Below are 16,818 nucleotides of genomic sequence, written 5' to 3'. Positions count from 1 at the left end.
ATGTTGTAGCGACTTGTTGCAGGGAAATGTAATAGTCAATCTCAAAAAGCCCATCTATAATGAAGCCATGATCATGATAACGCTATCAAAAAGATTAAGGCCTTTATTCTAGATAGTAAGGAAGTGTTTTTCATCATGCTTACAAAAAGACAAAAAGAATTGTTGGAGTTGTTGGCTCAGCAAAGCGACTTTCAAACAGTGGAGTATTTTGCAAGCAAGCTGGGGGTTTCAAAACGAACCACTCACAGCGAATTAAGGATCATTGAAGATTATCTCCAGAGCTCGGGAGAATATCTTGAAAAAAAGCGTGGCGTTGGTATCGCGATAAAGCGTTTCAAAGAAGTCGAAGCGATCGAGGAAAAAAAAGAAGCCAGTGATATCTATAATACCTTCAATCGAAGAGTCGAAATCATGAATATTCTGCTATTTAATGAAAAGGTAGTCAGCTTCAATCATTTATCAGATAGCTTTATGGTTAGTAAAACTTCTATTATCAAGGATTTTGAATTTATCATGAAAATTCTGAATGTTGGCTCGAGGATTAAGTTATGCAGCGATATTCATGGAACGTCATTAGTAGGAAGCGAAGAAGATATCCAGAAAGCGTTATTACAGTTCAATCGTTATTTACTAAATAATTCTGAACTGTATGACGAGGATTTCGCTGAAAAGATCAAATTACTTGATACGTATTATGGTGAGAGCTTGATCAATGTTTGCTCAAATATTTTGTATACGTATATCCGAGAAAATGTGAACGCTATCTCTGATTATTACGTACAGAATATCTTGAATATTTTTATTATCTTGGTTTTCAGAATCGCTAAGGGGCATCATATTGAAGAGTTGAAAAGAACAGATGCCAGTGAAACAACGATTTTTTTTGAAGAAAGTGCGGTTCGAATGCTGCATAAGGCGGCTTTGCGATTGGAGCTTACTTATACCAATGAAGATGTCCATTACTTATCACTACAGCTCATTTCAAATCGTTTTGAACCGTTACCGGAAGAAGAGATCGATGAAGTAATCGTCGAGCGGCTGCTTTCAAGAGTATCCGCGGCGTTAAATATCAACTTTGCCAGTGACCAAAAGCTGGAAGAGCAATTGAAAAACCACATTCCGCCAATGATCTATCGGTTACGCTCAAACAATAAAACAGAAAATCCGTTTACTTCACAAATCAAGAATGAATTCTCTTTGACCTTCAATGTCATTTGGGTGGTCTTAAGTGAGTATGAGCAGGAATTAGGTATCAGCTTTAATGAAGATGAAATTGCGTTTTTAACGATGTATTTTCAAGCCGCGATTGAACGGGCACGGATGAATCGGAAAATTTTGATCGTTTGTCAAATGGGGATTGCGACTTCGGAGCTGTTGATCAATCGAATAAAAAATGTTTTGCCCTCATTGGATACTTTTGAGGTGGCTTCGGTCGCAGAATTAGAACAGATGCCTCTGAATGAGTATGACTTGATTATTTCTACGATCAAAGTGGATCTTCCGAAAAAGCAAGTCATCTTGGTCTCGCCGTTTTTGACCAAGGAAGATATTGAACGAATCAAACAGTCTGATCTTTTACCAAAGGCTGAAAATAACGTGTTGAAGCTTGTACGAGCCCATCATCTGATGAAATTTGTCGATAAGGATTTTGTCTTTGTAAACACTGATTTTTCTTCTAAGGAAGAGCTGATCGAACAAGTTGGCGAGGTCCTGATTGAAAATGGGTTTGTGACTCAGCAATTTATTCAAACAGTCCAGGAGCGTGAAGAGATGGGCAGCACGGATCTTCCAACAGGGACAGCTGTCCCTCATGGCAATTCAATCTGTGTCAATCAAACAATCATCGTTCTAGTTAAAAACAAAAAGAAATTCAAATGGAATAAATATTATGTTGATCTGGTGTTTTTGATTTGTATCGCGAAGCAGGATACCTTCCAAACGCGGAATATTTTAGCCGATATTTATAACATCATCGATAGAAATGAACAATTAAAACAATTACGTGAGGCAACGACAAATGATGTGTTGTTTAGAAAACTTGGGAGTGAGTAAGATGGAGAAAGTGCAGGAAAACAGCAAAGGTGTTATTACAACTGATTTAATTTTTTTAGATAGTGATTTAGACAATCAAGAAGAAGCAATCCAACACATCGTTGATACGGCAGAGTTTGTCGGATACGTAGAAGATGCAGATACCTTGTTTCAAGCAGTGATGAAACGGGAGGATGAAGTACCCACCGCGATCGGTTATGATATCGCGATTCCTCATGGAAAAACAGAAGCGGTGTTGAAGCCTTTCATTGCTTTTTTACGAGTGAAGCAACCCTTTCAGTGGGCGAAAGAAAATGAAGAAATGGTTCGTTTGGTCTTTTTGATCGGTGTGCCGCAAAACAGCGAAAGCAAGATGCATCTAAAATTTATCTCGCAATTAAGTAAGAAATTACTGGATGATGACTTTAGAAATAAATTATTGAAGGAAACAGACAAGCATAAAATATATGAACATTTAAGTTCTATTGAAATTTAAAAAATGGTATACGAAATGAACACAAATACGTTAAGGAGGAATACAAAATGAAAATAGTTGCAGTTACAGCATGTCCGACAGGGATCGCACACACCTATATGGCACAAGAGGCGATTGAAAAAGAATGCAAAAAACGTGGACATGAGGTCCAAGTAGAAACACAAGGCAGTATGGGGATTGAAAATGAGCTAGAACAAGAAGACATTGATCAAGCAGATGTATTGATCTTGGCGGTGGCCATCGATGTGGAAGATGGCGAACGTTTTGAAGAAAAGATCGATTCTGGCAAATCGTTGTCAGTGGAGCCAGGGGATATGATCAAATACCCTGCCAAGTACATTGATGAAGCAGAAAAATTATAGAAAGGGAGACTTAAAAAAATGAAAAAAGAGAAAAAGTTCGTTAAAGACTTACAAAAAGCCTTTAATACTGGGGTTTCTTTCATGTTGCCATCAGTCGTTGTTGGAGGTATCTTCTTAGCCGTCGCTTTAGCTACCGGTAAGGCGACTGATGCTGGGATGGAAATCACCAGTCCCTTCATGCAAAACCTGAATGATTTGGGTGCGGCAGGTTTTGCGATGATGATTCCTTTGCTTTCAGGTTATATCGCGAATTCATTAGCGGGTAAACCAGGTTTAGTACCGGGGATGATCTTAGGTTTTGTGGCGAATAATCCGATCGGTGCAGGTCAAGTCAAGACAGGCTTCCTTGGTGCGATGATAATGGGTGTGGCCGCTGGTTACTTTGTTCGCTGGTGTAAAACCTGGAAGGTGCCATCAACAATCAAAACAATCATGCCGATCTTGATTGTCCCGGTAGTGACGACCTTTGTACTGGGTATGTTCTATATTTACGTTATCTCTGTGCCGATCGGTGTAGCGATGGATTGGTTAGTTGAAGTTCTTGGGCAAATGCAAGGTGGAAGCGCACTTATTCTAGGCTTGATCTTAGGTGCTATGACGGCGGTCGATATGGGTGGACCGATCAATAAAACAGCGACCGCATTTACATTAGCCTTGATGGCCGAAGGCGTCTACGAGCCAAATGGCGCGCATCGTATCGCTTGTGCGATCCCGCCATTGGCAATGGCAATCTCGACATTTGTTGATCGGAAAAAATATACCGCCGAAGATAAAGACTTGGGAATTTCGGCATTCTTCATGTCCCTGATCGGTATCACAGAAGGCGCGATTCCATTTGCGGCAAAAGACATCAAACGGGTCCTGCCAGCAATCATTATCGGGAGTGCAGTCGGTGGCGCCATGGGTATGGCGACTGGTGTAGAAGCGTTAGTTCCTCATGGTGGATTTATTATCTTGCCGGTCGTGAACGGTAAATTATGGTATGCACTTTCCATCATCGTTGGTGCAGTAATCTCAGCAGGGATTCTGCATTTCACGAAACCAAGTTTAGTTGATGAAAAAAGTCAGGAAAAAAAGCCTGATGCTACTGAACAGGCGGAAGTAGCGAAGTAAAAATGTGTTTATAATGAAGCGATAAAGCAAGATGGAGTTTAACATCCTCTTGCTTTTTTAGTGTAAATATCATTATAAAAATAACAGATAAAAAGTATAGATAGCTCTAATCAATTGCAACAAGTTCCAACCGATTCTGCAACAAGTAACGGCGCTGATGCATTGACTTGTTGCAAACAAATGTAATATTCACGCCTGCATTTCCACCTTATACTTTAAGTGTGATAAGAAACATGGACTCAAATTTAATTACATGAAATGGAGATGTCAAGGAATGGAAAAGCTACCGATTAAAACAGTCGTAGAAGGGTTACTTGATTTACAGGCAACAGGAGAAAGTGCTACTTTACTAGGAATTGGACCGATGTCAAAAAACTGTGTTCAAGCAACACTGGAGCTATCAAAAGATGATGATTATCCTGTAATGTTTATTGCCAGCCGGAATCAAGTGGATGCAGATGAATTGGGCGGCGGCTATGTAAATGGTTGGAATCAATTTACCTTTGCTAAAGCGGTGGAGGAAGTTGCAGCTGAAATCGGCTATGACAATCTATACTACTTATGTCGAGATCACGGCGGGCCTTGGCAGCGTGATAAAGAACGCAACGACCATCTGCCAACCGAAAAAGCGATGGAATTAGGGAAAAAATCATACGTTGCCGATATTGAAGCCGGCTTTGATTTATTGATGATCGATCCAACCAAAGATCCGTTCGAAGTTGGGAAAGTCATTCCATTAGATACTGTATTGGAACGGACAGTGGATTTGATTGAATTTTGTGAACAAGAACGTAAAGCGCGGAATTTACCAGAGATCGGCTATGAAGTTGGAACCGAAGAAACCAATGGCGGCTTAACTTCAACGGAAACCTACGAAACATTTATTCTTAAATTGAAGGAAGAGTTAGAAAAACGCGGATTGCCAATGCCGACCTTCATCGTTGGACAGACAGGAACGTTGACCCGTAAGACTGAACAGGTCGGAACCTTCAATTTTAAAAACGCCTATGATTTAGCCCAAATGGCAAAGAAATACGGCGTTGGATTGAAGGAACACAACGGCGATTACTTAGATGATGTGACACTGCTAGAACATATTCCTTCAGCAATCACTGCAACAAATGTGGCGCCACAATACGGTACGGAAGAAACTCGGGCGTACTTGAATCTGGCGGCAGTCGAAGCAAAATTAGTGGAGTATGGTTTAGTCAAGGATGCTTCAAACACACGGGATGTTTTATTAGAACACGCGATCAAGAGCGAACGCTGGAGAAAATGGATGGTTGGCGAACAGAAAGAATTAACCGTTGATCAAATCATGGAACAAAATGACGCCGAACTTCAAGCGGAAATCCTAGACATTGCCGGTCACTATACCTTCAATGACGATGAAGTAAAAGCCGAAATCGAAAAAATGTACAAGAACTTGAAGGCGCATAATATCGATGGCCAACGTTATGTAGTCGATCATATCAAACGTCCAATTCGTGACTATGCAGAGTGTTACAACCTAAATGGTGTAACAACACGTATTAAGAATAGCGTCAAATAGATAGACGATTAGTCAAACAAAAAAGCAGCTGACATAGCATTACTGGATAAATAGGAAAGTCTAGAATGAACTGGAACGAGCACGATTTATGAGTGTTTCGTTTCAGTTTTTTAGTAGATATATAAGGAGAAGTTAAAGTGACGGCAATAATTTTTGATATTGATGATACATTATATGATCAGTTAGCTCCCTTTAAGCGAGCCTTTGAGAAGCATTTTTATTCCCCGGATATTCCAGTCGAGGAACTTTTTAAGTTGAGTCGTATGTACAGCGATGAAGTTTTTGAGGAGTCAGAAAATGGCACGATGACTCATACTGAAATGCATATCTATCGCATTCGAAGAGCGTTAGAGCACTTTGATCAATCCATTACGGATCAACAAGCAAGAACTTTCCAGCTGGATTATCAAATAAATCAAAACAATATCCAATTCTTGCCTGAAATGCGAGAAGCCTTCGACATATGCGTCAAGCATGGCATTCAGTTGGGAATTATTACCAACGGTCCAGCAGACCATCAGTTAGAAAAAGTCAACACGTTACAGCTACACCAGTGGATACCAGCCGAGAGGATAGTAGTCTCTGGCGAGTTAGGCTATTCAAAACCTAATTTAAAAATATTTCAACATGCTGAAACGATCATGGGATTAGATAAGAATACCACCTATTATGTGGGAGACTCATTTGTTAATGATGTTGTTGGCGCCAAAAATGCTGGCTGGAAAACAGTGTGGATAAATCGGAGAAAACACGATATTTCTGGGTACGATGTATCGCCGGATTATACAGTTGATGAGAATAGGACGATGAAACAGGTTATTTGTTCGGCTGTATCAAGTGGAAATCTTTAAATACCCTCCAACTAAAGGAGTAAAGAAGGCAAATTCAACAATATCAAATGTCAATTTTGCTCTCTTTTTGATTTCTAATCTAACATCCTTATTCAATTTTTGGTTTAGGTAGTTGTTCAATGTATTCTTTTATTGGTGAGAAATCATCATTGCTTGATAAACTAACAAGGTACATTGTTCTTGCAAGATTGCACCGTTTACTCTCAAATCCACCTATTAAAATTTGGTATAGATTGCAATTGTCTATCTTTTTCGATGATTTATGATAATCACACAAGAGTTAGATGTCACAACTGTACAAAAATTCCATTTTAATAATTTTTGATTTTTTACTTAGAAATACGAACTTTTATATGTGATATTACAAAAAACAATCATCCATTTAAACGGTTGATTGTTTTTCTATATTGAAAGCGCTTCTTAACCTGTGTACAATGTCACTAAACAAAAGGGGGTAGGGAGAATGGGGAGAAAGGCGAGTATTTTTACTTTCTTATGCAAACAAACAGAGGCCTTTATTTCTGGTGAACATTCACCGAAACTTGATTCTACTAGTATCTCTGGAGAACTGGGAATAGCACGTTACAATGTAAGTCGGGATCTGAATCGATTAGCAGAAGAAGGAAAAGTGTTAAAGCTTTCCGGTCGTCCAGTATGCTTTCTTACGAAGGAAACGCTCGAACAGCATATGGGAAACGGATTGAAAATGGATGCTGAATGGACGCTGGACAAGCTAAGAGAATTATTGAAAGAAGACTCTAAAAATAGTCTCAATGATTTTCCTTTTACGGAATTGATCGGGTATGATGGTTCCTTGGAAAATGCAGTTAGACAAGCTAAAGCAGCGCTATTGTATCCACCATTTGGCTTACATTCTTTATTAACGGGACCGTCTGGCTCAGGAAAAACAACATTTGCGCGCTTTATGTATCAATATGCGAAGCATGCGGGAAAATTGCAGGAGGATTCTCCTTATGTGGTTTTCAATTGTGCAGATTATTCAAATAATCAACATTTACTATTAGACCACCTATTTGGTCATGTAAAACATGCCTTTACAGGAGCAGAGTCAGATAAGGACGGATTAGTTGCAACAGCCGACAATGGAATTCTTTTTTTAGATGAAATTCATCGCCTACCGCCAGAAGGTCAAGAAATGTTGTTTTCGATCATGGACCGAGGAGAGTACTATCGCCTAGGAGAGTCAGCAAATCCTCGAAAGGTCCGTGTATTAATCATTGGTGCTACTACGGAGGAAATTGAAGGAAATATTTTGTCTACATTCTTAAGACGAATCCCTTTAAAAATTTCTATGCCCAGTGTAAAAGAACGAGGATTAGCTGAGAAAATTAAGTTGATTTATTTTTGCTTTAAGCAAGAAGCGAAGAAAATTGAACGTAAGTTACAGGTCAATGAAGATGTCATTCGTTTCTTTCTGCAATATGACCCAGTTGGCAATATTGGACAGATGAAAAATGATATTCAATTGTTGTGTGCCAACGCCTTGGTGGATAGTATTTCCAATAATCCTGAGCTCATTCAAGTAAAATTATCACATCTTTCAACGTATTTGATTGATCAATTTTATTATGCGCATTCTCCCGAAATTAATGGTGAGTTGCGAGAAAAATTGAAATTGCTGCAAATCGACGAATTTGTCTTCACTCCGGAAGAAGATCGGGATTACGATCCATTTCTTTTAGTTGATGAAGAGGAAAGTGTTTCTCATGATGTGTTAGAAACTTATCATAAATATTTAGATGGAAAGGGCTCTTTGTCACCGTTAAAGTCAATTATTCATGGAAAAGCACAGGAGTTGGCAGAAAAACAAGGAAATCAGCAGCAGGCAATCTTCAAAATTGTCTCCCGAAAAAATTATGAGGTTACGGTCAATATTTTAAAGAGAATCGCTACAAGAGAGCATTATCACTTAGAAGAGAGCAACATCAAAAGTCTAGCGTTGCATTTAGATACCTTGATTGAAAAGATTACAGAGGGGTATTCTTTTAGAGATAATTCTTTTTTAGAGCATAAACGACCAAATGAGTTGGCAATGGAAAAAGAAATTGGTGTAGCTGAACAAATCTGTCGTGAAATCTCCAATCAACTTGAAGTTCAGTTACCCGAGAGTGAAAAGTACTTTATCTCGTTGTATTTGAAAGCAATGAATGAAAAGTATACTGAGAAAAAAATCGGAGTTTTGATTTTGATGCACGGAACAAGTGCGGCTACTGACCTAGCCAATACGGCCAATCAATTACTGAATGTTGATCATGCAGTCGGATTGAATATGCCTTTGTCTCAATCGGTTGGCGATACGCTGGAAAAAGCTACCGAATTGATCCAAAAAGTCGATCAAGGAAAAGGCGTCGTGATTCTGAGTGACATGGGTTCGCTGAACATGTTTGGCGATATCATCACCAAAAAGACCGGAATTCCAACGAAGACGATTAAAATGGTGACGACTCCAATGGTCATCGAAGCAACTAGAAAATCATTGTTGCCGAAAATGTCGATCACCGAGCTTTCGGAAGATATTGTTGAGCAAAGTGCCTATATTGGGAATAGTGTAGAAGACTTTCAAGTAAAGACAATGGAAGAAAAAGGCACGGTGTTTACAGATGATCGTCGCAGTAAAATCATTTGTATCCTAGAAGAGAGCCTGATCTTCTTAGATGGTGCCACCATTTATGATCTGTTGGAGATCGAAGCGAAAAAGATTGCCACAGCTTTCCAGATTGAGCATTTCGAAGATTTTTGGATTAAATTTCTTTTTCATACCAGCAATATGATCGAACGAGCGATTCGTAAAGAACAATTTTTGCGAGAAGATACGGGTGTGATTGTTGAAAATAATCGTGAGTTGTATCAATATCTTAAAGATCTACTAACACCTATCGAAAATCGTTATGCAATTGTTGTCGAGGATAGTGAAATTAGCTATTTAATGGAATTGATCGAAGTAAATACAGATTTAGTTTACTAACCGACACACTGTATGAAAGAATAGCAGCACACTATTTTTCATTTAACAGCACACTAACAAAATAAGTTGTTCATTCGAAAGCATTAAATACGTTTTGTCGTTGAAACGTTGATTTAATGCTTTCTTTTTGTCTGTTCATAAAGTTGGCACGTTTATTGCTCTATAAAAAGTGAGGAGGTGAAAGGATGATCGGTGTATTACTACTAACTCATGGGGAACTTGCTGCTGGTTATCTTTCAGCATTGAGGTTAATTACTGGAGAAGCGGAAAATATCGATACATTAGGTTTGTATCATGAAACAAGTATTGAAGACTATAAAGAAGAGGTCGCTGCCAAAATGCTGAAAATGGAGCAAGGGGAAGGGGTCATCGTTTTTTGCGATATCTTTGGCGCAAGTCCCTACAACGTAACCGCTCAAAATTATCAAGTATTAAAAGACAAGGTAAACTATCGTTCAATCACTGGTGTAAATCTACCAATGGTGATCGAAGCAGTTTGCAGCAGAGAAAATATGGACTTAAATGAATTAGCAAAACATATTCAAACAGTCGGAAAAGAAGGAATCAAAGAACTTTTTGAAAATTATGGGAAGGATGAATAAATATGAGTGAAATCGTATTAACCAGAATCGATGATCGCCTAATCCACGGCCAAGTAATGACGGCGTGGGTGAAAAAGACGCGAGCGAATCAAATTTTGATTATTGATGATGAAGTCGCAAAAGATGATTTTATGAGTGAGATTTTAAAAATGTCGGCACCTGCTGGAATCGATATCGTGGTAAAAGGGTTAGAGGATGCTGTAACTTTTTTAAACACGCAAGAAAAAGAAAATAAACGGTTGATTATTTTAGTGAAGGCGCCGGTCACTATCGACACGATCGTGGAAAAAGGGATCGCGATCGACAAATTAGTGGTAGGGGGAATGGGGGCTAAAGCGAACCGACGAGTGTTGTACAAAAATATTTCAGCCTCTGATGAAGAGCGCGCCACCTTCAAAAAATTAATTGATCGTGGCATTCCTGTTGTGATTCATATTATTCCGGATCAAAAGGAAACCGATCTTTCAAAATATCTATAAAAAGTAAGGGCTATAAATAGTTTTTAAAGGAATAGGAGGAAGAAAAATGCTTTTATCTGCAATATTAGTTGCTATTATTTCAACGGTTTGTAATTGGTGGCCGAGCCATTTAATCACTCGCTCATGGCTTTATCCGATTTGGTCAGGGTTTCTAGTGGCGCTTGCAATGGGAGAGCCGATGATTGGGATGCAAGCGGCGGCTTATATCAACTTGGCTTATCTAGGTTGGATCACCGCAGGGGGAACCATGCCGGGAAACTTGCCAGTCGCAGCAGTATTTGGTACGGCGATGACAATTTTATCAGGTGCAGATCCAAGTTTAGCGGTAACATTTGCGGTACCATTCAGTTTGTTTGGGATTTTAACCTTCCAATTAACAATGTCTATCAATGCTCTTTGGGTCCATCGGGCAGAAAAATTCTTAGACAATGGAAATATTCGAGCAATGCGCCTAATGAATTATGTTCCATCAGGGATTTTAAATTTTCTTGTTACAGGGGTTCCAGCCTTTATTCTTGTCTATTTTGGAGCAGAGCCTATGAAGAACCTGTTGAATATGATTCCAGATTCTTTTGTTAACGCGATGCAAGTGGTCGGAGCGATCATGCCTGCATTAGGGATTGCGATGTTGATCAGTTTTATGGGGAATAAAAAGATTATGCCATTCTTCTTCTTTGGGTTCATTTTGGCAGTCTACTTGAAATTGGATGTCATGGCAGTCACGGCTGTTGCCGCAATCATGGGCTTTGTGTTCTATAATACTGGATTTCTTGATATGAAACCTGCTGGAAAGGAGCAATCATAAATGGAAGCAAAATTAACGAGAAAAGAATTATTAAAAAATTGGGCGCTGACTTATTCGAGTGAAACCGCTTATAACTATGAACGTCTGCAAGCTTTAGGCCAAGCAAACGCGATGGTTCCAGTCATTCGGAAGCTTTACCCTGAAGACAAAGAACGTCAAGTACAAGAATTGAAAAAATATTTTGTCTTTTATAACACGGAACCTTCTTTCATTGGAACAATGATACCCGGAGTTGCCGCAGCAATGGAAGAACAACGTGCCAATGGTGCTGAAGATATCACGGATGAAACGATTAATTCATTACGGACAGGTTTGATGGGACCAATCGCAGGGATTGGAGATACCGTCAGTCAAGGGATCGTTTATCCGATCTTGGCAGGTATCGCGTGTTCATTAGCCATTGATGGTAGCTATGTTGGACCGATCTTCTTTGAAATCGCCTACAAGATTTGTTTGATCGGCTTTGGCTGGAATATGTATCGTTTGGGTTACCAAAAGGGGAAATCCTTTATTTTAACGATGCTGCGTGAAGGAACGATTGCTCGTTTGACAGAGATTTTTAGTATGGTCGGTTTGATGGTTGTCGGTTGTATGACGGCTTCACGAGTGAATATTGAGATCCCGATGATCTTGAATATTAAGGGAGTCAAACTGGGGATTCAGGAACAGGTGATCGATGCGCTGATGCCAGGGTTAGTTCCCTTAGCGATCACGATGTTGGTTTACTGGTTAGTCCGTAAAAAGGTAAATATCAATTTAATCATTCTGATTATCTTTGTATTAGGGATCTCATTATCCTATCTAGGTGTCTTAGGAATTCCGAAATAAATGGGAGGAAATAATGCATGAAAGCAGTCGATTTAAAAGCAATCAATCAATTGGAACTAGTAGAAAAAGAGAAACCTGTACCCAAAAAGGGGGAAGTATTGATAAATGTTATGGCCTGCGGTATCTGCGGATCGGATATTCCGCGGGTTTACGTAACAGGCTCATATCATTTTCCGACTGTATTGGGGCATGAATTCTCGGGAAAAATCGTAGAAGTCGCTGATGATGTTAGTTCAGATTATTTAGGCAAGAAAGCTGCCGTTTTTCCACTTTTACCTTGTAATGAGTGTGAGTATTGTCAATCTGGCTATTATGCCCAATGTAAAAATTATAATTATTTTGGTTCAAGAACAGATGGCGGTTTTGAAGAATACTTAGCGGTTCCCTTGTTCAATCTGGTTCTTTTAGAAGATCAAGTGAGCTATGAGGAAGGGGCGATGGTCGAACCAGCTACTGTGGCTCAGCACGTCATTAATAAAGCCGAACTAACTGTTGGCGATAACGTGGTGATTTATGGGGCGGGTCCGATTGGTGTCATGGTGGCACAATGGGCTCAAATCAATGGTGCGGGGAAGGTTTTATTGATTGATATTGACCCAACGAAAGTTGCTTTCGCCCGAGAATTAGGCTTTGAACATGTCTGCAATAGTCAGGAAAAAGAGGCTGAAAGCTTTATATTAGAAACCTTAGGCGGAAAGTTAGCGGATGTTGCGATTGAGGCCACAGGTTCTAGCGGGGCTTTTGATCAATGTGCGCAATCCATTCGAACATTTGGACGAGTGGTCTTGTTGGGAAATCCTCATTCGGATATGGTTCTTAAGCAGAAAACGTATGATCAATTCATGCGAAAAGAAGGCACAATCGTCGGAATGTTCAACAGTGTGTACGAACATTTTCCTAAAAATGAATGGCAAGTGACTGCTCAAGCAATTGCTAATAAGCAGTTAAATTTGAAACCGTTAGTGACCCATAAAGTTCCAATCGAAGAGCTGATTGGAGCATTTGACATGATTCATGAGAAAAAAGAATTTTACAATAAGGTGTTGATGGTCAATGAAAAATTATTATGAGAACAGTCAAGCAGTAATGGAAGAATTGGAACATTTATTAGAAAAAATTTCCAGTGAAGAAATTGATCAATATGTAAAAGCATTATTGGAAGCTCGTGAGGTCTTTTTTATCGGTGTTGGCCGAGTGCGTTTGTCATTAGAGGCGGCGGTTAAGAGACTGACGCATCTGGAAATTAGCTGTCACATGGTTGGTGATTTAAATGAACCACCGATTACCGATAAGGATCTTTTAGTTGTGGGCAGCGGCTCAGGGGAATCAGTTATACCTTTGGAAATTGCCAAAAAAGCGAAATCGTATGGTGCAACAGTCATACACTTGACCTCCAATCCGGATAGTTCGATCGCAAAATTGGCTGATCACATTGTTAAATTTGATAGTCCTTCGAAAAGCAATCAAACCTTTACCTCGATTCAACCGATGACAACTGTATTTGAACAAGGACTGCTCATTTTCCATGATGTATTAGCCTTACGTTTGATGAATGAAAAGCAGATGACCATGGATGATCTGAAAAATCGTCACGCGAATTTAGAATAGCGATCTGTTCTAGTTTTGTAGTGAGGTTATTCCAAAAGGAGCTAAATAAATGAGTAATGAAAAGAAAATTGCTTTTATCACGGGTGCTGCCGGTGGTCTCGGCACGTCGGTAGTCAAAAAATTACTAGATAAGAATTTTATCGTTTTGGTTAATGATAACAATCAAGAGAATGTTCAACCCTTATTAGATCAATTCAAAGAACAGGAAATACACGCATTCTGTTTCGATGTGACAGAAGAAACAGCTTGGGAAAAAGCAGTCACTGAAATCAAAGAGCAATTTGGTAAAGTAGACGTGCTATTCAATAATGCCGGCATCTTCAAAATCGAAACGATTGAAGAAACCAGTGTAGAGCTATGGAAGAAAACGATGGATGTCAATGCATTGAGTATTTTCTTAGGGGTCAAGGCAATGTCTCCATTACTAGGCGAAGGCAGCAGTATCATTAATACCAGTTCGATCGCGTCATTTTTAGGATCGAAGAATCGGATTGCCTATGCAGCTTCAAAGGGTGCTGTTTCCGCTTTGACTAAAGCGGTGGCCATCGAATTTGCCCCTCGTGGCATTCGAGCCAACTCTGTTCATCCGGCTTACATCAAAACTCAGATGGCTGAACATGCGGCAGAGGCTACGGAACGGACAATGGAAGAAATGGGCAGTCGAATCCCCTTATATCAACGAATCAGTACCGCTGATGAAGTCGCCGATGTGGTTGTTTTTCTGGCATCGGATGCATCCCGCTTTATGACTGGATCTGAAGTGGTTGTTGATGGAGGACAATCGGTTAATTAATAGGAAAGAGGAACAAAACATGGTAAAAATATCTCCGTCCCTGATGTGTATGGATATCAGCAAATTTGAAGAACAGATCAATTGTTTGAACCAGATCGTGGATTACTATCATATCGATATTATGGATGGGCATTACGTTAGCAACATGACCTTGTCTCCGTGGTTCATTGAACAGTTAAAGGAGCATACAGCAATTCCTTTGGATGCTCACTTGATGGTGACGAATCCGATTGAGTATGTTGATCAGTTATTAGATTTAGGCGTAGAAGTGATCAGTATTCATGCAGAATATCTGAATGGGCATGCTTTCCGATTAAGCGAAACAATCAAACAGCAGGGAAAGAAAATGGGCGTGGTTTTGAATCCTGAAACTCCGTTGACGATCATTTCTGATTATCTTCATTTGATTGATATTGTGACAGTAATGACGGTAGACCCTGGTTTTGCCGGACAGACATTCATTTCAGAAAGCTTGGACAAAGTACGAAAACTGAAAGCTTGTCGTGAAGAACACAAGTTAACGTTTGACATTCAAATCGATGGGTCTTGTAATGAAAAGACGTATCATACTATGATTGAGGCTGGAGCAGATATTTTGATTGTAGGTTCAAGTGGGCTATTTAATTTAGATAGCTCAATTGAAAAATCGGTGAAATTAATGCAGGAACATCTTTCAACGGCTACTCAAACAAAATAAGTTCGTTTCGTCTGCTGGATAAAAAGTTAAGTGAAAGTATAATTTGAATTGCGGAGAACGACGTATTAGATGTTCTCCGCTTTACACATTTAAAATATTAATGTTTTTTCTGTTCTCCTGACCTAGTACGTTCACTTATACACTCAAGGATCAATCCCCTTTAATACAATTTTTTTATTACCCTCAAAAGTCAGTTTCGAGCTAATTTTCGAGGGTCGTTTCAGAGAGAGTTTTCTTTCTTCTTTTGAACAGTGTAATAAACAAGAACAACTACCCCACCAACAAGTGAAGAGATTGACAATACCCAGTAGGCGATTTTCAAGTTCAATGCATTATTGATGGCACCGACTATAACAGGAAAAAGCGTCATACCAATCGCGTAGATTGCCTGAAAGAAGCCCATAGCGCTTGATTTTTTATTGAGTTCTATGCCTTCCATGGCTTCAGAAGTGAGTAATGAGAATAGGATTCCAGTACCGACACCGGGAATGAGTTGTAAAAGATAAAAAACTAGCAGGGCATTTGCCAATGGAACAGTAAAACAATAAAGTGCCAGCAGGCCAAATGATGAGAAGGTTAGCCATTTTCTGCGCTGATAATTCAGAGAGATACCTGAACCAATTCGAGAAAAGATAACTGCTGATAACATGTAAGTGATCGAGGAGAGTCCAACTTGAAAATCAGTCGCACCTTGTTCTTTGAGTAATTGATTTGTAAAGGACATAGTTGTAGACATTTGAATTCCTTGTTGAATGAGAGCTAAAAAAGAGAATAAAATTAATTTTGGCTGCTTGCCAACAGCTAGTAGCTCTTTTACATTAACGGCTATTTCAATGTTTGTGTCTGTTTTTTTTAGTTTTAATGAAATAACAAAACCAGAGAAACCTCCTAAGACACTCAATAAACAAATATTCGTCATGCCAATATGATTATATAGTAGGCTGCTCGTAATAAAACCAATCAGCATGCCAATATTATTCGTCATGATAATTTTTCCAGTTGCTGCGGTTTGCATTTGGTTATCATGGAGACTAAGGTAGTAAACCATGAAAGAAATCCAAGTAGCACTGGCAAAGCCTGAGAAAACATTACCTAATAAAAAACCAGTGCCGCTTTGAAAAAAGATGCGAAATAAGGAAGCAATTCCCGCACACAAAGTGCCCAATGAAATAAATAAACGGTGGTTCGGCCGCAAATCAGCCAAGATACCCACAGGCAGGCGTAGTGCCAACTGAGAAATGCCGTAAGAGCCAACAATCACGCCGATGAAACTCGTAGAGACATTGATTGCTGCTAAGTAAGGAGTCTGGTAAGGGATATAAACATATTGGGCAAACCAAAATAACGCGACTATTATTAATAATATTTTTTGTTCTTGTTTTTTTATGATGAACACACCCTTCGTGATTTAAAAATTCAAGGACAAGCATAACGTAAAATGAGAAAAAAATGCAAATAAAATTTTTATTTTGAATTCGCTTGCATTTGAAAAAATCACATGCTATAGTGTGGATGTAAATTTAATAACCGCGTTCGTTTGACGCGTTACTGGTAATGCAGGCGAGATCAAGTGTACGTAAATGATATCCATGGCTCATGGTGTTATTTATGTATA

General features: G+C 39.2%; 16 protein-coding genes. 15 read left to right on the top strand and 1 reads right to left on the bottom strand.

Going from position 1 to position 16,818, the window contains the following annotated elements; genetic code table 11:
- Window positions 1–135 precede the first annotated feature (135 nt).
- From AUF14_RS17150 to alsE, 15 genes are all read left to right on the top strand, one after another.
- Window positions 136–2,052, top strand: coding sequence for a BglG family transcription antiterminator (locus AUF14_RS17150; RefSeq protein ID WP_102866272.1), 1,917 nt, complete (start codon window positions 136–138; stop codon window positions 2,050–2,052).
- On the top strand, window positions 2,018–2,527 hold the full coding sequence (locus AUF14_RS17145; protein WP_048719086.1) for a PTS sugar transporter subunit IIA: 510 nt from the start codon (window positions 2,018–2,020) through the stop codon (window positions 2,525–2,527). The genes AUF14_RS17150 and AUF14_RS17145 overlap by 35 nt, the downstream gene beginning before the upstream one ends.
- Before the next feature lie 47 nt (window positions 2,528–2,574).
- Window positions 2,575–2,889, top strand: coding sequence for a PTS fructose transporter subunit IIB (locus AUF14_RS17140; protein ID WP_016178943.1), 315 nt, complete (start codon window positions 2,575–2,577; stop codon window positions 2,887–2,889).
- 18 nt (window positions 2,890–2,907) lie between these two features.
- Complete coding sequence (locus tag AUF14_RS17135) at window positions 2,908–4,002, top strand: PTS fructose transporter subunit IIC (protein WP_102866271.1); 1,095 nt, start codon at window positions 2,908–2,910, stop codon at window positions 4,000–4,002.
- Window positions 4,003–4,276: 274 nt separating this feature from the next.
- Window positions 4,277–5,554, top strand: a complete 1,278-nt coding sequence (locus AUF14_RS17130; RefSeq protein ID WP_102866270.1) for a class II D-tagatose-bisphosphate aldolase non-catalytic subunit — start codon at window positions 4,277–4,279, stop codon at window positions 5,552–5,554.
- A 137-nt stretch (window positions 5,555–5,691) separates the two neighbouring features.
- Window positions 5,692–6,405: an HAD family hydrolase gene (locus AUF14_RS17125; RefSeq protein WP_102866269.1), complete on the top strand. Its 714-nt coding sequence runs from the start codon at window positions 5,692–5,694 to the stop codon at window positions 6,403–6,405.
- A gap of 463 nt (window positions 6,406–6,868) precedes the next feature.
- Complete coding sequence (locus tag AUF14_RS17120; RefSeq protein WP_102866268.1) at window positions 6,869–9,391, top strand: sigma-54-dependent transcriptional regulator; 2,523 nt, start codon at window positions 6,869–6,871, stop codon at window positions 9,389–9,391.
- 185 nt (window positions 9,392–9,576) lie between these two features.
- On the top strand, window positions 9,577–9,993 hold the full coding sequence (locus AUF14_RS17115) for a PTS sugar transporter subunit IIA (RefSeq protein ID WP_102866267.1): 417 nt from the start codon (window positions 9,577–9,579) through the stop codon (window positions 9,991–9,993).
- 2 nt (window positions 9,994–9,995) lie between these two features.
- On the top strand, window positions 9,996–10,472 hold the full coding sequence (locus AUF14_RS17110) for a PTS system mannose/fructose/N-acetylgalactosamine-transporter subunit IIB (protein ID WP_102866266.1): 477 nt from the start codon (window positions 9,996–9,998) through the stop codon (window positions 10,470–10,472).
- A gap of 46 nt (window positions 10,473–10,518) precedes the next feature.
- Window positions 10,519–11,277, top strand: a complete 759-nt coding sequence (locus AUF14_RS22900) for a PTS mannose/fructose/sorbose/N-acetylgalactosamine transporter subunit IIC (RefSeq protein ID WP_102866265.1) — start codon at window positions 10,519–10,521, stop codon at window positions 11,275–11,277.
- Complete coding sequence (locus AUF14_RS22895; protein ID WP_010741506.1) at window positions 11,278–12,105, top strand: PTS system mannose/fructose/sorbose family transporter subunit IID; 828 nt, start codon at window positions 11,278–11,280, stop codon at window positions 12,103–12,105.
- 17 nt (window positions 12,106–12,122) lie between these two features.
- On the top strand, window positions 12,123–13,175 hold the full coding sequence (locus AUF14_RS17095) for a galactitol-1-phosphate 5-dehydrogenase (protein ID WP_102866264.1): 1,053 nt from the start codon (window positions 12,123–12,125) through the stop codon (window positions 13,173–13,175).
- Window positions 13,159–13,713 carry a 6-phospho-3-hexuloisomerase gene (gene hxlB, locus AUF14_RS17090; RefSeq protein WP_102866263.1) on the top strand — a complete coding sequence of 185 codons (555 nt, stop codon included), beginning with the start codon at window positions 13,159–13,161 and terminating at the stop codon, window positions 13,711–13,713. Before AUF14_RS17095 ends, hxlB begins: the two co-directional genes overlap by 17 nt.
- 49 nt (window positions 13,714–13,762) lie before the next feature.
- Window positions 13,763–14,506, top strand: coding sequence for an SDR family NAD(P)-dependent oxidoreductase (locus AUF14_RS17085; RefSeq protein WP_102866262.1), 744 nt, complete (start codon window positions 13,763–13,765; stop codon window positions 14,504–14,506).
- Between the two features lie 19 nt (window positions 14,507–14,525).
- Window positions 14,526–15,203 (top strand): D-allulose 6-phosphate 3-epimerase, encoded by a 678-nt coding sequence (alsE, locus tag AUF14_RS17080; protein WP_102866261.1) that lies wholly within the window; start codon window positions 14,526–14,528, stop codon window positions 15,201–15,203.
- 220 nt (window positions 15,204–15,423) lie between these two features.
- Here the strand turns inward: alsE and AUF14_RS17075 are convergent, their stop codons facing one another.
- Window positions 15,424–16,599: an MFS transporter gene (locus AUF14_RS17075; protein ID WP_102866260.1), complete on the bottom strand. Its 1,176-nt coding sequence runs from the start codon at window positions 16,597–16,599 to the stop codon at window positions 15,424–15,426.
- Window positions 16,600–16,818 lie beyond the last annotated feature (219 nt).

Source organism: Enterococcus avium (genome assembly GCF_002891025.1).
In the GTDB taxonomy this organism is placed as follows: domain Bacteria; phylum Bacillota; class Bacilli; order Lactobacillales; family Enterococcaceae; genus Enterococcus_A; species Enterococcus_A avium.
Note: the sequence above shows the minus strand (reverse complement) of the source record. Positions and strands in the feature narration are given on the sequence as shown.